The following is a 16,948-nucleotide window of genomic DNA, read 5'->3' as shown; positions in this document are numbered from 1 at the left end:
CAGCCGCCCATCCCGAGGAGGGGCCTTCGTTGCTCGGCGCCATCGGCCTCGACGAGGCACAGGAATCGGCCTACCGCGCTCTGGTCGCGCTCGGCGCGGCCGAACTCGGCCAGCTGGCCGACCGGTTGGCGCTGCCCGAGGAGGACGCCGCCCGGCTGCTGCGCCGGCTGGAGGGGCACGGCCTGGTCGCCCAGTCCTCCGCGCGGCCCGGCCGCTGGGTGGTCGCGCCGCCGGCGGTCGCGCTGTCCGCGCTGCTGACCAGCCGGCGGCACGCCCTGGAGCAGGCCGAGTTGGCCGCGGCCGTGCTCGCCGCCGAGTTCAGGGCCGAGGCGGCAGAACCCGCCGTGCACGACCTCGTCGAAGTGGTCACCGGCGCGGGCGCGGTGGCCCAGCGCTTCCTCCAACTCCAGTTCGGCGCCGAGCGCGAGGTGTGCGCCCTGGTCAGCGGCCGTCCGGTCGCGGTCGACGGCGTGGACAACGACGCGGAGGCCGACGCGGCGCGGCGCGGGGTGACGTACCGCGTGGTGCTGGAGCGGGAAGCGGTCACCGGGCACAGCGGGCTCACCGAACTGGCCGCCGCGCTCGACCGCGACGAGCAGGTGCGGGTGGTGCAACGGGTGCCGACCAAGCTCGTGGTGGTCGACCGGACGCTGGCGATGGTGCCGCTGGGCCGCCGCGCCGAGCCCGCCGCGCTGGTGGTGCACGCCAGCGGCCTGCTGGAGGCGCTGACGGAGCTCTTCGAGGGCGTGTGGCGGCAGGCCATGCCGCTGCGCCTGGAGCCGGGCGGCATACTCGCCGAGCAGCGGAACGCGCAGCCCGACAACACCGACCTGCGCATCCTTTCCCTGCTGCTGGCCGGCCTGACCGACACCTCCACCGCCAAACAGCTCGACCTCGGCCTGCGTACGGTGCAGCGCCGGGTGAAGCGGCTGATGGAGATCGCCGGCGTGAGCACCCGCCTCCAGCTCGGCTGGCACGCCTACGAACGCGGCTGGATCGCCCGCGACGAGCCCTGAGCCGGGGCCGCCCGCCCGGCGTGATCCGTGCGCGGGGGCGCGCGGGAGCGTACGCGGGGCGCGCAGTGGGGGCGTACGCGAGGCGTGCACCGGGCGCGATCCGTCCGAATCCGGCCCACCGCGGCCCGCATCGGGCGTACGGTTCCCTGGCGGCATGCGGCAGGCCGGTCTCGCACCCGGCCGGGGGACGCGATCCGGTAACACCGGTGCGTCGGGCGCGTCGCCGGACAGCGAACGCGCCCGGATTCCGGCAGGGTGGCTCTCATGGGGACCGCACAGTTGTGCCTGATCGGCGCGGTGATGTTGCTCGGCATCGTCTGCGTATCGGCACCTGGGGTACCGGGGACGCTGCTGTGCTGGGGCGCCGTGCTGTGGTGGGCCACCTCGCAGCACACCACCCTGACCTGGGGCGTACTCGCCGGGGCGACGGGGTTGCTGGCGGTCGCCCAGGTCGTGCTGTGGCTGATGCCGTCCCGGCGGATTCGCGACTCCGGCGTCACCTGGCACACGGTGATGACGGCGAGCGGGGTGGCGATCCCCGGGTTCTTCGTGCTCCCGGTGGTGGGCGCGCCGCTGGGCTTCGCCGGCACCGTGTACGTCCACGAGCGGGTCCGGCTCGGCGGCCACCGCGCCGCCTGGACGGCGACCCGCCGGGTGATGCGTACGGTCGGCGGGTCCGTCCTGGTCGAGCTGATGGCGTGCCTGATCGTGGCGGGCGCGTGGGTGGGCGCGGTCATCGCGGGGTAGCCGGCGCCGCCAGCGTCGGACCGAGCCCGGCGGCATCGTCCCGCGCCCGGCGCCGTCGACCCGCGTCCCGCCCGCGCGTCAGACCGCGGAGCCCTCGATGCCCCAGCTGATGATCTTGTACGGGTGGATACGGATCAGCTCCGGGCTCATCCGCTCGCCGTACTCGTGCGGCCCCTCCACCTGCTCGGCGGTGCCGCGGATCTCGACGCCGCGGGCGGTACGGGGGTCGCCCGGGCGGGACATCTCGTCCACCACGAGGGACACGTTCGGATTGACGGCGACATTGCGCCACTTCTTGGTGGTACCCATCGCGAAGCCGCCGATGTCCACCGCGCCGTCCTCGCGCAGGAAGAAGCCCACCGGGTTCGCCTGCGGGCGCCCCTTCGCGTCGACGGTGGCCAGCCTGGCGAGGAACTGCCCGCGCAGATACGCCAGCTCGGCTTCGTTCAGTTCGGTCCGTGCGGTCCTGGTCGTCATACGGTCATCCTCCCGCCGCGCCCCCGCCCCGGCATCCGCCGCTCGGCTGAAAGAACCCGGACCAAGGTCCTAGGCGAAGCGCAGAAAGGCCGTTGCCACTCGGGGCCGTTCGGGCCGTGTGGGCCCGTGCGGGGGGGGTGCGGGGGTGCGGGTCGGGAACGGCTGCCCCGGCGTCAGGCTCCGGCCTGGAAGCGGATGCCCGCCAGCGTCAGGTCCAGGCCGGCGAGGAACTGCTCCTTGTCGTCGTGCCCGTCGAACTCGTCGACGATGTCGTGCAGGAACGGGTACTCCCCGGCGTCGAGCCCGCGCCACGTCGTCGCGTAGCGGCCGAGGAACTCGTCGCGGTCCACGAATCCCTCGACCACCTCCTCGGGCGGCTCCTGCCCCATGTCGGCGGCGTTGGAGACCACGACGCCCACGATCGCCGACACGGCGTGGAACCGCTGCCGTGGCGTGAGGTCGAGCCGGAGCGTCTGCTGCCCCAGCTTCTCGTAGAGCCGCAACGAGTTGCCCTGGACGTCGATGTCGCGCATGAAGTGCACGCCCAGCCACGGCCGGTCCACGATCGCGTCGAACAACATGACGGCCATCACGCGCAGGTCGTCGATCGGGTCACTGCTGTCGGCCCGCCCCTCGACGGCGGTCAGCACCCCGCTGAGCACGTGGTCGACGGCACGTTCGAGCAGGTCGTCCTTGCCGGAGACGTACCAGTAGATGCTGCCGACGCCGGTGCCGAGCCGTGCCGCGAGCGCGCGGAGGGTCAGCGCCGGCTCGCCCGCCTCGTCGAGCAGGGCCACCGCCGCGGTGAGAACCGCCTCGATGGAGTGCGAAGCACGTCGCCGCCCTCGGGAAGGACGATCGGCGGGTCGTGGTCGCGGGCCTGTCATGGTGCACATCCTTTCACAACTTGCACATTCATAGAACCACGTTCTATGGTCGAACGTCGTTCGATACTCGGCGACGTTCCGAAAGGAGGCCCGCCATGACCACGACCGCCCCTTCCACCGCGCCCGCCGCATCGCGTACCTATCCGTCGCTGCGCGCGGCGTGGATTCCCCTGGCCGCGCTCTGCCTGGCCTTCTTCGTGGAGATGGTCGACAACACCCTGCTGTCGATCGCGCTGCCCACGATCGGCCGGGACCTCGACGGCAGCACGACCGCGCTGCAGTGGGTCACCGGCGCGTACTCGCTGACCTTCGGCGGCCTGCTGCTGACGGCGGGATCGATGGCCGACCGGCTCGGGCGCCGACGCGTGCTGCTGGTCGGCCTGGCCGTGTTCGGCCTGCTGAGCCTCGGCGTCGTCGCGGTCACCACCGCGGGGGAACTCATCACCCTGCGGGCCGGCCTCGGCATCGCCGCGGCCGCGATGGCCCCCATCACCAACTCGCTGGTCTTCCGGCTGTTCGACGACAAGGCGCTGCGGATGCGCGCGATGACCCTGATGATCATCGTCGGCATGTCCGGCTTCGTCCTCGGCCCCCTGCTGGGCGGCACCGCCCTGGCCCACGTGCGGTGGCAGTGGCTCCTGGTGGTCAACGCCCCGATCGCGCTGTTCGCGGCCGTCGGCGTCCGTCTCGGCGTCCCGGCCGACCGGCCGGAGGACCTGACCCAGGACCGGCTCGACCTGCCGGGCGCCGCGCTGAGCGTCACCACCATCGGCCTCGCCTGCTACTCGCTGACCAGCGGCGTCGAGCACGGCTGGCACTCCGCCGTCACGCTCACCGCCGTCCTCGGCGCCATCGCCGCGGGCGTCGCGTTCGTATGGCACGAGCGCCGCAGTCCCTCGCCCATGCTGGACCTGCGCCTCTTCTCCGACGGCACCGTGCGCGGCGCCGCCATCGCGCAGATCGGCACGGCCATCGCGATGGCCGCGGTGATGTTCGGGCTGATCCTCCACTTCCAGTACGCCTACGGGTGGAGCCCCGTCCGGGCCGGCCTGGCGAACCTCCCGATGATCGTGACCATGATCGCCGCCACTCCCCTGTCCGAGTGGCTGGCGGGAAGGTTCGGCCACCGGATCGCCTGCCTGGTCGGCGCGGCCTGCCTGGCCGGCTCGCTGGCCGGCCTGTCCTGGGGCGTCGACCACGGGTACGGCGCCATCGCGGCCTGCATGGTCCTGATGACCATCGGACTGCGCACCGTCATGACGATCTGCGCCATCGCACTCGTCGACGCGATGCCCAGCAACCGCACGTCGATCGGCGCCGCGCTCAACGACACCGCCCAGGAGGTCGGAACCAGCGTCGGCACCGCCCTGGTCGGCACCCTGATCGCCGCGCTGGTCACCACGCAGTTGCCCGCGGGGACCTGGAGCAGGGCGCTGGTGGCGTCGTTCTTCCACGGCGAGCGGGTCACCTACGCCGTGCTGGCGGTCGTCGTCGGCCTGGTCGCGGCAGGCGGCACCCTCACCCTCACCGACTCCCACTCCACCGAAGAGGCCGCCGCCGAGGAACCCGCCTGACACGTTCGCCCTGGAAGTCGCCGGATCACGCCGAGCCGCTTCGGCGAGCGGCTTCGGCGAGCCGCCGCTGATCCGGCGCCGCTCACGGACGCGGGACCGTACGTACGGACCGTCCGCCCGTCCACCTGTCCGCCCGCCGGGCCGCCCGCGCACGCCCACGCGGGGGCGGCCCACGCGGCGGCGCGCCCGGGCGGACCGGTGCGGGTGTCGGCACCCGCAACCCTGGGGACACACCGAGAGAGCGCTCTCACGCGGTCAGCCGGACCCGATACGCTGTCCGTATCGAAATGGTCCGGAAATTTTCGTTATCCGCGTGCGAAGGAGCCCTCCGTTGTCCGACCCGAGCTTCGTGCCCCGCCCCACGCTGGAGGCCGTGGCCGCACGGGCCGGGGTGTCCAGGGCGACCGCTTCCCGCGTGGTCAACGGCAGCGAGGGGGTGCGCGCGCCGCTGGCCGAGCGGGTCCGGCGGGCCGTCGACGAGCTGGGCTACGTGCCCAACCAGGCCGCTCGCGCCCTGGTGACCCGGCGGAACGACGCCATCGCGGTGGTCGTGGCCGAGCCGGAGACGCGGTTCTTCGCCGACCCGTTCTTCGCCCAGCAGGTACGCGGCATCAGCAAGGAACTGACCGCGCACGACAACCAGTTGGTGCTGCTGCTCACCGAGGGCGCCGGCGACTACGAGCGGGTGGGCCGCTATCTGGGCGGCGGCCACGTGGACGGCGCGCTGATCTTCTCGCTGCACGACGACGACACGCTGCCCGCGCTCGCCCGCCGGGCCGGGGTGCCGACGGTGATAGGCGGCCGCCCCGACTGGTCCGACAGCGAGACGCTCTACGTCGACTGCGACAACCGCGGCGGCGCCCGCGACGCGGTCCAGCACCTGCTGAACCTGGGCCGCCGCCGGATCGGCCACATCGCCGGCCCGCTGGACCAGACCGCTTCGGTGGACCGGCTGGACGGCTTCCGCGACGCGCTGCCGGACATCGACCCGCGGCTGATCGCCGAGGGCGACTTCACCCCCGACGGCGGTTCCCAGGCGATGGCCCGGCTGCTGGACGACTTCCCCGACCTGGACGGGGTGTTCGCGGCGTCCGACGTGATGGCCTCGGGGGCGCTGCGGCTGCTGCGCACGCGGGGACGGCGGGTGCCGGAGGACGTGGCGGTGATCGGCTTCGACGACATCGTGTCGGTCTCCGACTGGACCGACCCGCCGCTGACCACGATCCGGCAGGACATCGAGGAGATGGGCCGGATGATGGCGCGGTTGCTGCTGCGCCGGATCGAGGCGGGCGCGGCCGAGTCGGGCGGGCCCGCGCTGTCGTCGATCGTGACGCGGACGCAGCTGGTGGTGCGCGCGTCGGCGTGAGGGTCGGCGGGATGAGCGGGATGAGCTGGATGGGCAGCGGATGGGCGGCGCCGAGATCGGGGCGGAAGCCGACCAGCACTTCAACCGTTCATCCGGTTTACGCATCGCGCGACTTACCTACCGTCATATTTTCGCCAACGCTCAACAGGTCTCCTGAGAAGCCGTGTTGAGAAGTGGATTGAGACCGTCATGCAACGGGAAGGTCACGATCAGGCAGCGAAAGTGACGGTGCGGTGAAGGCCGCGCGGATGTGAGGAGGTCATGGCATGGCCTACAGCGTCATCTTGGGAATCGTGATCGTGGCGCTCGTCATCGCCGGGATCATCGGTTCCTTCTGGAGCGAGGGAAGCCCGATCGGGGTCCGGCGCCGCCACGGACGTCGTGGCGGCACCGGATGAGGAGCGCGGAGGGCCGACCGCGCTGAGCCGGCCGCCGGTCAGCGGACCTGGCCGTGGCGGTGGCCGCCGCCCCCGCCGCGCTTGCGCTCGTACATCTCCCGGCCGGCCGCCGACCGCTGCTTCCACTCACGGCGCAGTTCGGCGCGCAGTCGCTGGTCGGTGCGGGAGGCGATCCAGGCGTTCTCGCGCAGCAGCTTGCGGTAGCTGTCGAGGCGGCGCTGCGGCAGGGTGCCGTCGTCCAGCGCGGCGAGCACCGCGCACCCCGGCTCGGCCTGGTGCGAGCAGTCCGGGAAGCGGCAGTCCGCGGCCAGTTGCTCGATCTCCGCGAAGACCTGGCCGAGTCCGGTCTCGGCGTCCCACAGCCCGACGCCGCGCAGCCCGGGGGTGTCGATGAGCACTCCCCCGTCCGGCAGCGGCACCATGTCACGGGTGGTCGTGGTGTGCCGGCCCTTGCCGTCGGCGTCCCGGGTGGCCTGCACCTCCTGGACGGACACCCCGGCCAGGGCGTTGGTCAGCGTCGACTTGCCGGCGCCGGACTGCCCGAGCAGCACCGTGCTGCCCCCGGCGAGCAACTCGCCCAGCTCGTCGAGCCCTTCACCGCTCTCGGCGCTCGCCACCACCACCCGCACCCCGGGCGCGGCGGCTTCCGCGTCGGCGAGCAGATGGGTGGTGTCGGGCACCAGGTCGGCCTTGGTGAGCACCACGACCGGCTGTGCGCCGCTCTCCCAGGCCAGCGAGACGAACCGTTCCAGCCGTCCCAGGTCCAGTTCGAGGGCGAGCGAGACGCACACCGCCACGTGGTCCAGGTTCGCCGCCAACACCTGGCCCTCCGACCGCTTCGACGACGTGGACCGGACGAACCGGGAGCGCCGGGGCAGCAGTTCCCGCACGAAGCGGGGGTCATGGCCGGCCGGGTCGAGCGCGGCCCAGTCCCCGGTGCACACCACGCGCATCGGGTCCTTCGGCACGACGTACTCGGTGTCGGCACGCACCACACCCTCAGCCGTGAACACATCACACCGTCCACGGTCCACCCGCACCACCCGCCCGGGCACCAGCCCACGCTCGGCGTACGGCACGAACTCCGCCTCCCACACGTCGTCCCAGCCATAAGGCACGAGAGCATGCGAGGAAGCATCACGAAAAGAGAAAGACAAGGGAAACCCTTCGAACAGGGCCCCGGCCCGCGCGCCCCACAGGCGCGACGAACAGCAGAAAAGGTCAGCCGGAGACCACAGAGGTGAACTGCACGATCAGCTGAATACGGGCAACACCCGTCACGGAAACAGCCATCGGGTCACACCTCCCAGGTCACACACACGACCGACACGGCCACCCCACCCGGGGCACCGCTCTGCGAACACCCGCACCGTAGCGGCTCCCCCACCACCCGCGCCACCCAATTACGGGCCTTGCTTACGCAGCGAGGACCAAGCCCTCCGCCCGCGCGCCTCCTCCCCCCACCAGCACCTCGATCCGGGGCCCCCGGTAACTCGTGCCCGCACCCGAGCACGTCCTGAACCGCACCACCTCCAACTCCAGCACACACCGCGCCTCAGCCACCGGCGGCTCCGAAGAAGCCACCAGGGCTTCGAGCCGCTCACCGAACTCCCACGAGGACGACCGCACCTCGAACCAGCCCAGCCCCGGTGCCCCTGCCAGCCAAGACCGGACCCGAACGTCCAGCCTCCCGAGACCCGCCACCCCAGCACGCCGGCACTCCCCCAACCGCCCACCAGCAGCTTCACGCCGAACAGACGCGACTCCCCCGCCCCAGACACAACCGATCTCCACACCAGCCTGGAAGTCCACCAGCACAGGCACCGACCCACTACCGGACGGCGCCTCGTAGCCGACCGGCCGTTCCAGACCCGGCACTACCTCCGCCACCGTCCCACCCAGTGCCACAACCACCGCCTTGGCCAAGGACGCGTCCTCACCGGTCACACGCCACACCGCCTGCACAACCGGCCGTCCGCGCCCCTGATGACCGACGTGAAACACCCCCACAGCCGGATCACCCGGCAAAGACTCGCAAGAGCCCTCGGTCCATCGGCCACTCGCATCTACCACCATCACAGCCTCCAACCAAGACACGGGGAAGACGATGGTGAGGCAGATGCACCAGCCTGGCTCCGCCGAAATCACTTTGTATAAAGGCGAGTCAACCGCGACCGTGACCGGTCGAACGCACCGCTTGAACTTCACCAGCCGAGAAGCCGTGACCTACGCATTACAAGGGCTGGTGAGGTCGTGGGGAGGGGTGCCGGGTGGTGCTCGGCGGTCCGATTTCTCCTGGTCAGCGTGGCTGGCTTGCCGGTCGATCCACCCTGCGGGGGCCTGTGCCGCACCATCCACTCACGCATCGCTCACGCAAATCGTGGACTTGACCAGCACAGATGGCAGTTCCAGACCAGCATATTGTCGCCGTGCGCCTACGCGCCTGAAACCGCTCCTCATCCGTCCCATCGGCTGCCGCATGGAGCTCAACTCCTCCGGCGCTATCCGTGTCCTGCCACTCATCGGCCGTCGGGCTATCCAGCGAAGAACCGGGATTTCCGGGTCGCGCCGTTGTGGTGGGTCTGCGGCACATGCAATATCACTCGCTGGCATCGCGCTGCGGCGGTGCTCAGCCTCTGACCGATGCCAGTCAGCGGGAGCGTTCCGCCAAGGTCAGCAGTAGGTGAGCCGATTCCGGGCGGAGGAAGTCGGAGTGGGCGCCCGAGGGGTGGAGGCGGCTGCCGCGGTAGAGCCAGTCGGCGTCAATGTTGACCAGACGGTGGTCGAGGACTTGCCGCGGATAGTCCGTTTCGGTTGGCAGCAGCCGGGTCGAGAACTGGGGAACCGGGGCCGCCCCCGCACCTGAGTGGCCGATCCCCGGCGCCTTCTCGGCACGCAGGTGCCAGAAGCCGGTGGCTCGGTCCCAGCGGGAGTGGGTGAGGGCGATCGGGCCGCGGACGGGCGCGCCGGGGTGCGTGGCCGTCGGGAACAGCGTGTCGAAGTGGCGGAGGAACGCGTCGCGCGGGGCCGCCATCTGGAAAATCAGCATGCTGTCGACGGTGAAGGGGCGACGGGGGTCGTACGGCGTGCTCCAGCCGAGCACCGGCGGCTGCTCGGCCGCCCGCTGCACTGCCTCGCACAGAAAGCGGCCGCCGAAGGAGTGGCCCATCAGGTGCAAGTACTGGCCGGTGCGGTTGGCCAGGACCGTCGGGCCCAAAGGATCGGTCCGCTCCGAGTCCAGGTAGCCAAGCAAGTGCCCGATGATATAGGGGGCATGGCCCTGGCCGTCGGAGCTCATGGCATGTGCCCGATCTCTGATCCTTTCGTAGCCCCTCTTACCGGGCAGGCTGGACGACGGCCAGCGGACCACGACACACCAAGGGCGGTATCCGGACTTCAGACCCGGGTAGCGGTCCGGCGCCGACTCGTACAGTTTGACGGCCTGCTCCAGCAGTCGTACGGCGGTCCGTGTCGCCTGCGCCGGCGGGGTCTGCCAACCGTGCACGTAGACATGGATGTCGGTGGTCCCGGCAGGGATGACCAAGCGGCGTGCCAAGTGCTCGGGTACCCGGGCGACCTGTACCGTTGGCCCGCCGGCCGGTCCTTTCAAGTGGCCCTGCTCGTCGAGGTCGATCTCCGCGGGCGGCGTGAGCCGCAGCGTTCGGGGGGCGGGCTTCAGCCGCTTTCGGAGTGTGGTCACGAGATTAGGTCCAGACGGGTGTTGATGCCGCCGTTCAGCGAATAGACGAGGGCGAGCGGGTTGTGGAACTCCCGCGCAAAGCGCTGCACCAGCCACTGACCTATCGCGCCCGCCGTGTGTGCTCCGGTCATATAGCGGTCAAGGAAGGCGTACGCGTACTCGGCGGCGAAGACCTCCGGAATCTCGATCTGCGGTGCGAGAACGCCGTCGGCGCCCTGGTCGATGAGCTCCTGCCCGAGGTGCTTCAGCCTTCCAGGCCCCGCGGCCTTCGCCGAGTGACAGGCATTCAGTAGCACGAAGGGCTTGAAACGGGACTCCGGGCTACGCAAGTAGGAGCGCCGCTTGCGCCGCACTAGAGGGCCGTCGATATCCTCGGTATCGGAGAGCTGTACGGCTAGGACCTGGCCGGCGGCACCGGTGCTCACGAAGCGACCATGGCACCAGAAATACATTACGTCCTCGTGCAGCACGGAACGCGAAAGGGCCGCAAGAAGCTCGCTTCCGCGGGTGCGGACGGTAAGCAGGGAGCGCTCGTCCAGCAGCTTCTGCACCTCGTGCGCCCGGGCCACGTGATCGAGAGTCGTGTCCTTGTTGAGACTGGCGATGGCCCGTTCGCGTCGGCCAAGCGGTGCTTGGTCCCATGAATAACCGGTACGGGCCTGCTCGATCTGATGCCGGTGGCCCAGGAACGCCTCCCAGGGACTGTCGCACTCCGCGGGGTCCACCGCGAGCATGGGCCACGGCAGCTGCCAATCGGAGTTGAAAGTGATGCGCAACTGCTGCCCGCCAGCGAGGGTGCCCAGCAAGAACTCGCGGAAGCGGCCGAGGTCGTAGCCCGTCCCGTCGAGCATCACATGGAGCAGGTCGAAGCCCTCGTCGGCCAGTTTCGCCACCAACGGGTCAGTCAGGTCGCGCAATTCGGACAGATCGACGGACTCGGCCAAGGGGTGGCCGCCCACCCGCTGCCCATATCCGGGATCGGTGGTCCGATGAAAGACCACCTGGTCACGCCAGATGGCCAGCAGCCGGTCCGCGCGATCAAGCAGTTCCTCGGCGGACACTTCCAGCGGGGCCTCATGCCATTCCGCGGTGTCGCGCGTCGGTGTGCCCCTGGGAATGGCCAAAATGCTAAGGCCCGTACCCGTCTGTAATAGCCTCACGCCTAGTTGGGCAGGGGCCTCGTCTACTGCGGCGATCTGTGAACCGTCTCGCGGGTGCGGCACCCCCGTGAAACCGTGGGAGGGGTCCTGGAGCACCTCCACGGCGAGATCCTGCGTCATCCGGGTCAGTCCTCCCCAGAACTGTGTCGAGCATCCTCATTCTGGGTGGGGGAGCCCGCTACGCGGACGGTCGTCCGCAGGTCCTGCATCACCAGTCCGGACGCGTGGTCGTATAGCGTGAAACGGATGTCGTGTTCCCCCGGCTCGTGCGCGGTCAGCAGGAAGCGGGCTGGATCACCTTCGGGGTCGTACTGCGCCAAGGCCGGTTCCAACGAGGCGTCCGTCTGCCAGGAGGGGACAACCATCATCATGGCTGGCGTGGGCGCCGTACCCCCGTCCTCGCGGACCAGGCTGACCTCGATCGGCGTCGGGCTGTCCTCGGTCGGCTCCTCGTCCGCCGGCAGCGACAGCCGGACCCGCCATGCCGGGCGCGCGGTGCGCAGCCGCCAGCGGAGCTCCTCCGTCTCGGGGTGGTCTGGCCCGAAGATCCGCTCCCAACGGGCCATCACCTCCTCGTCGGGCGGCGCGGATTCCGTGTCGCCAGCCTCCAGGGACGCAAGGGCCAAAGTGGCGAGGCTTTCCAGCGTGAGGGGGTGGTCCGCGCCGAAGGTATGGGAGCGGGCGGCGTGCACAGCCTTCAGCAACGCTATTGCGGCGGCGTGATCGCCCGCGTGCGCGAGAGTGTCGGCCAGTTGGACGGCGAGTGTGGGGCGCAATGCCTGGTAGTCCCGGGCGAAGATCTCAACAACCGTGCCCCGGCGTATGAGTTCGTCGGAATGCTCGGACGCCACGCGATTATCGTCTGCGCCGCCAGCGTTCAGATGGGCCCGAGCGACGGCATCGGCCGTTTCGGGCAGTTCCAAGTGGCCTGCGATCAGCCGGGCCGAGGAACGCAGCAGCTCGCCGAGGACTTCCAGGGCCTCCTCCGGCCGACCCGCCTGGCACAACGTGTGCGCCAGGACCGGGAGGTGTTCCAACGTCCGTCGGTGCCCGGCGCCGTACAACCGTGTGCAGTCGTCGATCAGGTCGCGGGCCATCAGCACCGCTTGGTCCGTGGAGCCGGCGTCCGCTGTCAGCCAGGCCAGACTGCCACGTACCCCGTGCGTCATCGGGTGCTCCTCGGGGAGAACCGCCTCGCACCGCTTGAGGAGGTCTTCGAAGGCCGCCCTCTCCTGGCCCGGATCGCCCATCTCCCCGTAGGCCGTTGCCAGGGCCCAGCGGCAGCTGAGGGAGTCTGGGTGGATCGCACCCTGCTCCCGGTCGTAGTCTTCAACCAGGTTCAGGAGTTCCCTGACCGCCCGTACCCGATCGCCGAGCAGGCGCCGGGACCAAGCCAAATTTCTGCGGGCGCTCAGGGCGGCACTGTGACCGGAGCCCTGAACGCGCGTGCGGTCCTCCACCAGCGACTCGCGGAGGGCGAGGGCTTTGTGTACATTGCCCGCGTACTCGTGCGCGTTCGCGAGACGTTGTCGTGCGTCAAGAGTCGTGACGTCGTCGGGCCCCAGCAGTCGGGTGACATCCTCCAGCAGCCTCGTGGCGGCCTCGACGGCACGAAGAGCCGTGGATTCCCCAAGCAAGGTCCAAGCGACAGCGCCGCGCACGGCGAGGGTGTCGGGATGCTCGGCGCCCCGTATCCGTTCGTGGTCGCGCAGCAGAAGGTCCAATTCCTGCAGTGCTCCCGCACGGTCGTCGGCCCGCTCCCGCCAACGGGCCACGTTTCGCCGCTCCCGCAGGACATCGGAATGCTCGGCCCCCTGTATGCGGATGCGGTCGTACACCAGCGCCTGACCGAGGGCTATCGCCTGCTCGTAATCGAGCCGCTCGGAGTAGGAGAACGCCTGCAGTGCCCTGACTGCGAGTGTCTCGATGTGGGTCTGGCCATGGAATCGAGTGAACTCCTCCACCAACGTCTCGTATCCGACCCTGGCCCGCTGGTACTGGGCCGACTGTCGCCACGTGTCCGTCAACTGCATGCGGGTGTTCAGCGTGGTGATGTGGTCCCGGCCGCGCGCTCGGGCGGTGTCGGTCAGCAGTTGCTCCGCAAGCTCTGCGGCCCGGACATGGTCACCCGCGGCGTTGTATCCCCGGACCACGTCATAGCGGAGGGACAGCACAGCGGCGTGATCGGGCCCGTCGGCACGCTCGCGCTCTTCGACCACGGCCTCCAGCGTGTTGAGCGACAGCCGGTGGCGACCTGCCGCTCGCTGGGCCATCGCAAGGTCCCGCCGCGAGCGCAGGGTGCGCGGATGTGCGGCGCCCCACTTCTGGGTCCACGCCTCGACGACCTCTTCGTACGACGCTAGGGCACGGTCATGCTGTCCATCCGCCGAACAGGCGTCTGCCAGGTTCTCCAGCACCAGCAGGGTGTCCGGGGCGTCGTCCCCTTGAAGCCTGCGCCGGTCATCAAGCAGTGCGGAGAATCCGGCGATCGCGCCCGCGTAGTCGCTGTCCCCCAGCCGGGCCAGCGCCAACCCGTTGCGGTCGTGCAAGGTGTCCGGGGCGTCAGGGCCCAGCAGCCGGGTGTGGTCCTCAATCAGCTCCTGGTACGCCGTGATCGCCTGCTTGTACTGCGCGGCGGACTGGAAGACCCAGGCTCGCCAGCTCCTGACATTCAGCGTGTCCGGATGATACGGGCCCTGGATCCGGGTGTGGTCGGCGATCAGCGCGTCGAATGCCACGCCCGCCTGCTCATATCGCGCGGCCGCGCGGTGGGCCGCCCCTATCCACAGCCGTACGACGAGTGTCATGGGGTGGTCGAGCCCGTGGAGCCGCTGATAATCCTCGGCCAGGGGCTCGTAGAGCTCCAGGGCCTGCGTCAGACGGTCCTCCTCGGCGAACACCCGGCCGAGAGCGAGCCGGACGCTGAGCACCCGCGGGTTGTCCGGACCGAGAAACCCTTCCATGTCCGCGCGCAGTGACTTCAGTTCCCGGACCGCGCGGGCGTGGTGACCGGCCCACTGAAGTGTGCGGGCCAGGGCTTCGCGTGTGGCGAAGACCGCAGGATGCTCGGGGCCCAGGATGTCGCGACGACCCCGCAGCACGTCCTCGAGGAGCGCGATTGCGGCCGGATACTCGGACGCCGCGCGATGGGCGAAGGCTAGGTTGGCCCGAGCGGTGAGTGTCGCCGGATGCTGGCTGCCCTGCACCCCTGTCTGGTCGGCGACCAGGTTCTGGCGCTCCTGTATCGAACGCTGGTGGTCCCCCGCCAGCTGCCAGGTGTAGGCCAGCGCGGCCCGGACCCGCAACGTCTCCGGGTGGTCTTTGTCCCGGACGCGGGTGTAGTCGGCGATCAGAGCCTGGTACGCGTCGGTTGCCCGAGCGTAGTCCCCCAGGTCTCGGTGGGTCTCCGCGCAGTCGTCGCGGTAGTTGAGTGTGGCTGGATGGTCCGGCCCTTGTGCCCGTGCGCTGTCCGCCGCCAGCGATTCGAACTCCCGCAGGGCCGCATCCGGTCCTTCGGCCTCCGACAGTGCCCAGCCCAGATCGTGGCGGCTGCGCAGGGTGTCCGGGTGGCCCGCACCCTGCACCCGTGTCCGATCGGCGACCACCCCCCGGTACAGGGCGACCGCCGTGCGCGGGTCACCCGTGTCCCTGTGTGCGGAGGCCAGCCAGCCACGACTAGTAAGCGTGTCGGGGTGGTCCGGACCGTGTTCTCGTTGCCGGTCCGCGACCGCCTGCTCGTATAGGCTGAGCGCGGTGCGGTGATCACCGGCCTGGAGATGGGCGTATGCGAGGTTGGTTCGGCTGGCGAGCGTGTCCTCGTGCTGTGCTCCCCGAAGTCGTTCGCGGTCGGCGACAACCGCCTGGAATTCCTCGACAGCGGCTTCGTATCGGCCTTCCGTCTGCAGCGCGTAGGCCAGATTGTTGCGGCTGGTGAGCGTGTCCGGGTGTTCGACGCCCTGGATCCGGCGGCGGTCGGCGACCACGGCCGTCAGTTCCTGTACAGCCTTGGTGACCTCGCCGGCTTTGCGGTACGCGTACGCCAGCCGTTCCCTGGCGGCGAGAGTCTCCACGGCTTCCTGGCCGTGACACTGGGCGCGATCGAGGTAGACGTCCTGGCACAGCCTGACCGCGCGGGCCGGGTCGCCAGCCCTGGCGTGCAGCTCCGCCAGGCGGTCCCGGTCGTCGAGGGTGATTTCGTGGTCCACGCCGAAAAGCCGCGTGCTGCCGTCGACGACCTGCGCCATCAAAGGGATCGCCAGGACGTGCTGTTCCCGTCCGAGGAGTTCGTCGGTCCCGCGCCTGTACATCTCGACGGCCGCCGCGTCCGGTTCAGCCGCGGGCCCGGTCTCCGCGAGAGCTTGGATGTGCACCAGCCTCCGCCGTACGTGCTCGGAAGAGGCGCCTGAGATTTCGGCGGCCAATGCGGCCTCGGCCAGGTCGCGGGCCTCGGGCACCTCGGCCGGATCGGCACACTGGAGGGTCCGCCGGACGAGCCGATGCAGCGTCGGTCCCTCGGGGTCGATGGTGACCAAGTGGTAGGCCGCCAGCGCTTCGAGCGAGGATTCGACGTGCCCCAGACGGTCGATCACCTCGCGCGGTATGGCCTCGGGGGCGTACCAGGCCAGGGTATGCAGTAGAGGGACGGCCGAGGGGTGAATAGCTCGGATCGCCTGCAGACTGGTGCGCCAGATCCGGGCGATGGTCCGATCCGAACTGCGCGCGCCTTCGCCCAGTACCCTGTCGGGCAGCCGGGCCAGCTTGTCCCGGTAGGCGGCAAAGCTGATGCCGGTCTCCCGCAGGTATGCGCCTGCCTGGGCGAGGGCCAGGGGCAGGTGCCCGAGGTCTGCCGCGAGCAGAGATGCCTGTGAGGGGGAAGCACCGGATCCGGTTGCGGGCGTATCCTCGCCGAGCCCGGACGTGAGGTGCAGCAGGGTGACGGCGTCCTCTTGACCGAGTACATCCAGACTGATCAGCGCGGTGTTGGTGGGCCAGCCGGTACGAAGTCGACTCGTGGCGAGTTGGTGGCCACGGCCGAGTAATCGCCCCAGAAACGGGGTCAGTTCCTCAGGTCGCTCCACGTTGTCATAAAGGACCAGCCAGTCGGAGTGAGTCTCCAGCCAAGTCAGCGCCCACTCAGTACGTTCCTTGGCGGTGGCCTCATGCGCCCACGTCGGGTACAGGTGCAGCGCGAGGTCGCCGAATCCGGAGGTGATCTGCTCCTCGGTCTCGGCGACGATCCACCAGACGAGTTGGTACCGGTTGCGCTGGTCATGGGCGTACCGGAGAGCCACAGCCGTCTTGCCGATGCCACCCAAGCCGCTCACGGTCGTCGTCTGGGTGACAACCCCGCCGCCGTCGAGCAAAAAAGCGCTGATTCGCGACAGGTCCAGGGCACGACCGATGAGGGGTTGCGCGGGCAGCGCGGGCAAGTTGTCCAGCGGAGAGGCGAGCCCTATCCAGGCGGCGGACGCCTTCGCCTGATCGGAGAGAACGGTCGCATGTCTCTCGAGGTGAGGATTGCCAGCCGTGTGCGAAGCTCCAACGTCCTGACCCGGCACCGTCAGGTCGCCGTGCAGCACAGCGGACACCGTGGCCTGCGGCTCCCCAGTGATCACGACCCACC

11 protein-coding genes are annotated in these 16,948 nt (G+C 70.0%); 5 read left to right on the top strand and 6 right to left on the bottom strand.

Annotation, left to right across the window (positions count from 1 at the left end; genetic code table 11):
* The first annotated feature begins 29 nt into the window (after positions 1-29).
* Positions 30-1,016, top strand: a complete 987-nt coding sequence (locus ACIPAE_RS27755) for a helix-turn-helix domain-containing protein (RefSeq protein ID WP_329363689.1) — start codon at positions 30-32, stop codon at positions 1,014-1,016.
* Positions 1,017-1,280: 264 nt separating this feature from the next.
* The gene (locus ACIPAE_RS27750) at positions 1,281-1,763 is read left to right on the top strand and encodes a DUF456 domain-containing protein (protein ID WP_329363691.1); all 483 of its coding nucleotides are present in this window, start codon (positions 1,281-1,283) and stop codon (positions 1,761-1,763) included.
* A gap of 78 nt (positions 1,764-1,841) precedes the next feature.
* Here ACIPAE_RS27750 and ACIPAE_RS27745 read toward each other — a convergent pair whose 3' ends face one another.
* Both ACIPAE_RS27745 and ACIPAE_RS27740 read right to left on the bottom strand, forming a co-directional pair.
* Positions 1,842-2,240, bottom strand: coding sequence for a PPOX class F420-dependent oxidoreductase (locus ACIPAE_RS27745; protein WP_329363692.1), 399 nt, complete (start codon positions 2,238-2,240; stop codon positions 1,842-1,844).
* A gap of 173 nt (positions 2,241-2,413) precedes the next feature.
* Entirely contained in the window at positions 2,414-3,061 is a 648-nt protein-coding gene (locus ACIPAE_RS27740; protein ID WP_329373800.1) for a helix-turn-helix domain-containing protein, read from the bottom strand.
* Positions 3,062-3,222: 161 nt separating this feature from the next.
* Here ACIPAE_RS27740 and ACIPAE_RS27735 point away from each other — a divergent pair, with 161 nt between their 5' ends.
* The 3 genes from ACIPAE_RS27735 (at position 3,223) to ACIPAE_RS27725 (ending at position 6,465) form a co-directional block, all read left to right on the top strand.
* On the top strand, positions 3,223-4,701 hold the full coding sequence (locus ACIPAE_RS27735; protein ID WP_402448715.1) for an MFS transporter: 1,479 nt from the start codon (positions 3,223-3,225) through the stop codon (positions 4,699-4,701).
* Positions 4,702-5,032: 331 nt separating this feature from the next.
* Positions 5,033-6,067, top strand: a complete 1,035-nt coding sequence (locus tag ACIPAE_RS27730; protein ID WP_328470767.1) for a LacI family DNA-binding transcriptional regulator — start codon at positions 5,033-5,035, stop codon at positions 6,065-6,067.
* Between the two features lie 266 nt (positions 6,068-6,333).
* A complete protein-coding gene (locus tag ACIPAE_RS27725; protein WP_328470765.1) occupies positions 6,334-6,465 on the top strand; it encodes a hypothetical protein in 132 nt (43 codons plus the stop codon).
* 38 nt (positions 6,466-6,503) lie between these two features.
* On the opposite strand, the gene rsgA is transcribed toward ACIPAE_RS27725, so the two are convergent.
* The 4 genes from rsgA to fxsT all read right to left on the bottom strand — a co-directional run bounded on the left by rsgA (position 6,504) and on the right by fxsT (position 16,940).
* Complete coding sequence (gene rsgA, locus ACIPAE_RS27720) at positions 6,504-7,583, bottom strand: ribosome small subunit-dependent GTPase A (RefSeq protein ID WP_366412862.1); 1,080 nt, start codon at positions 7,581-7,583, stop codon at positions 6,504-6,506.
* 1,532 nt (positions 7,584-9,115) lie between these two features.
* Entirely contained in the window at positions 9,116-10,165 is a 1,050-nt protein-coding gene (locus ACIPAE_RS27715; protein ID WP_402448712.1) for a hypothetical protein, read from the bottom strand.
* Complete coding sequence (locus ACIPAE_RS27710; RefSeq protein ID WP_402448710.1) at positions 10,162-11,445, bottom strand: CHAT domain-containing protein; 1,284 nt, start codon at positions 11,443-11,445, stop codon at positions 10,162-10,164. The genes ACIPAE_RS27715 and ACIPAE_RS27710 overlap by 4 nt, the downstream gene beginning before the upstream one ends.
* Before the next feature lie 5 nt (positions 11,446-11,450).
* Positions 11,451-16,940 carry an FxSxx-COOH system tetratricopeptide repeat protein gene (gene fxsT / locus ACIPAE_RS27705; protein WP_402448708.1) on the bottom strand — a complete coding sequence of 1,830 codons (5,490 nt, stop codon included), beginning with the start codon at positions 16,938-16,940 and terminating at the stop codon, positions 11,451-11,453.
* Positions 16,941-16,948 lie beyond the last annotated feature (8 nt).

The sequence above is a fragment of the Streptomyces sp. NPDC087270 genome (assembly GCF_044744625.1).
In the GTDB taxonomy this organism is placed as follows: Bacteria; Actinomycetota; Actinomycetes; order Streptomycetales; family Streptomycetaceae; genus Actinacidiphila.
The sequence above is the reverse complement of the archived record's forward strand: the minus strand, read 5'-3'. Positions and strand labels throughout refer to the sequence as shown.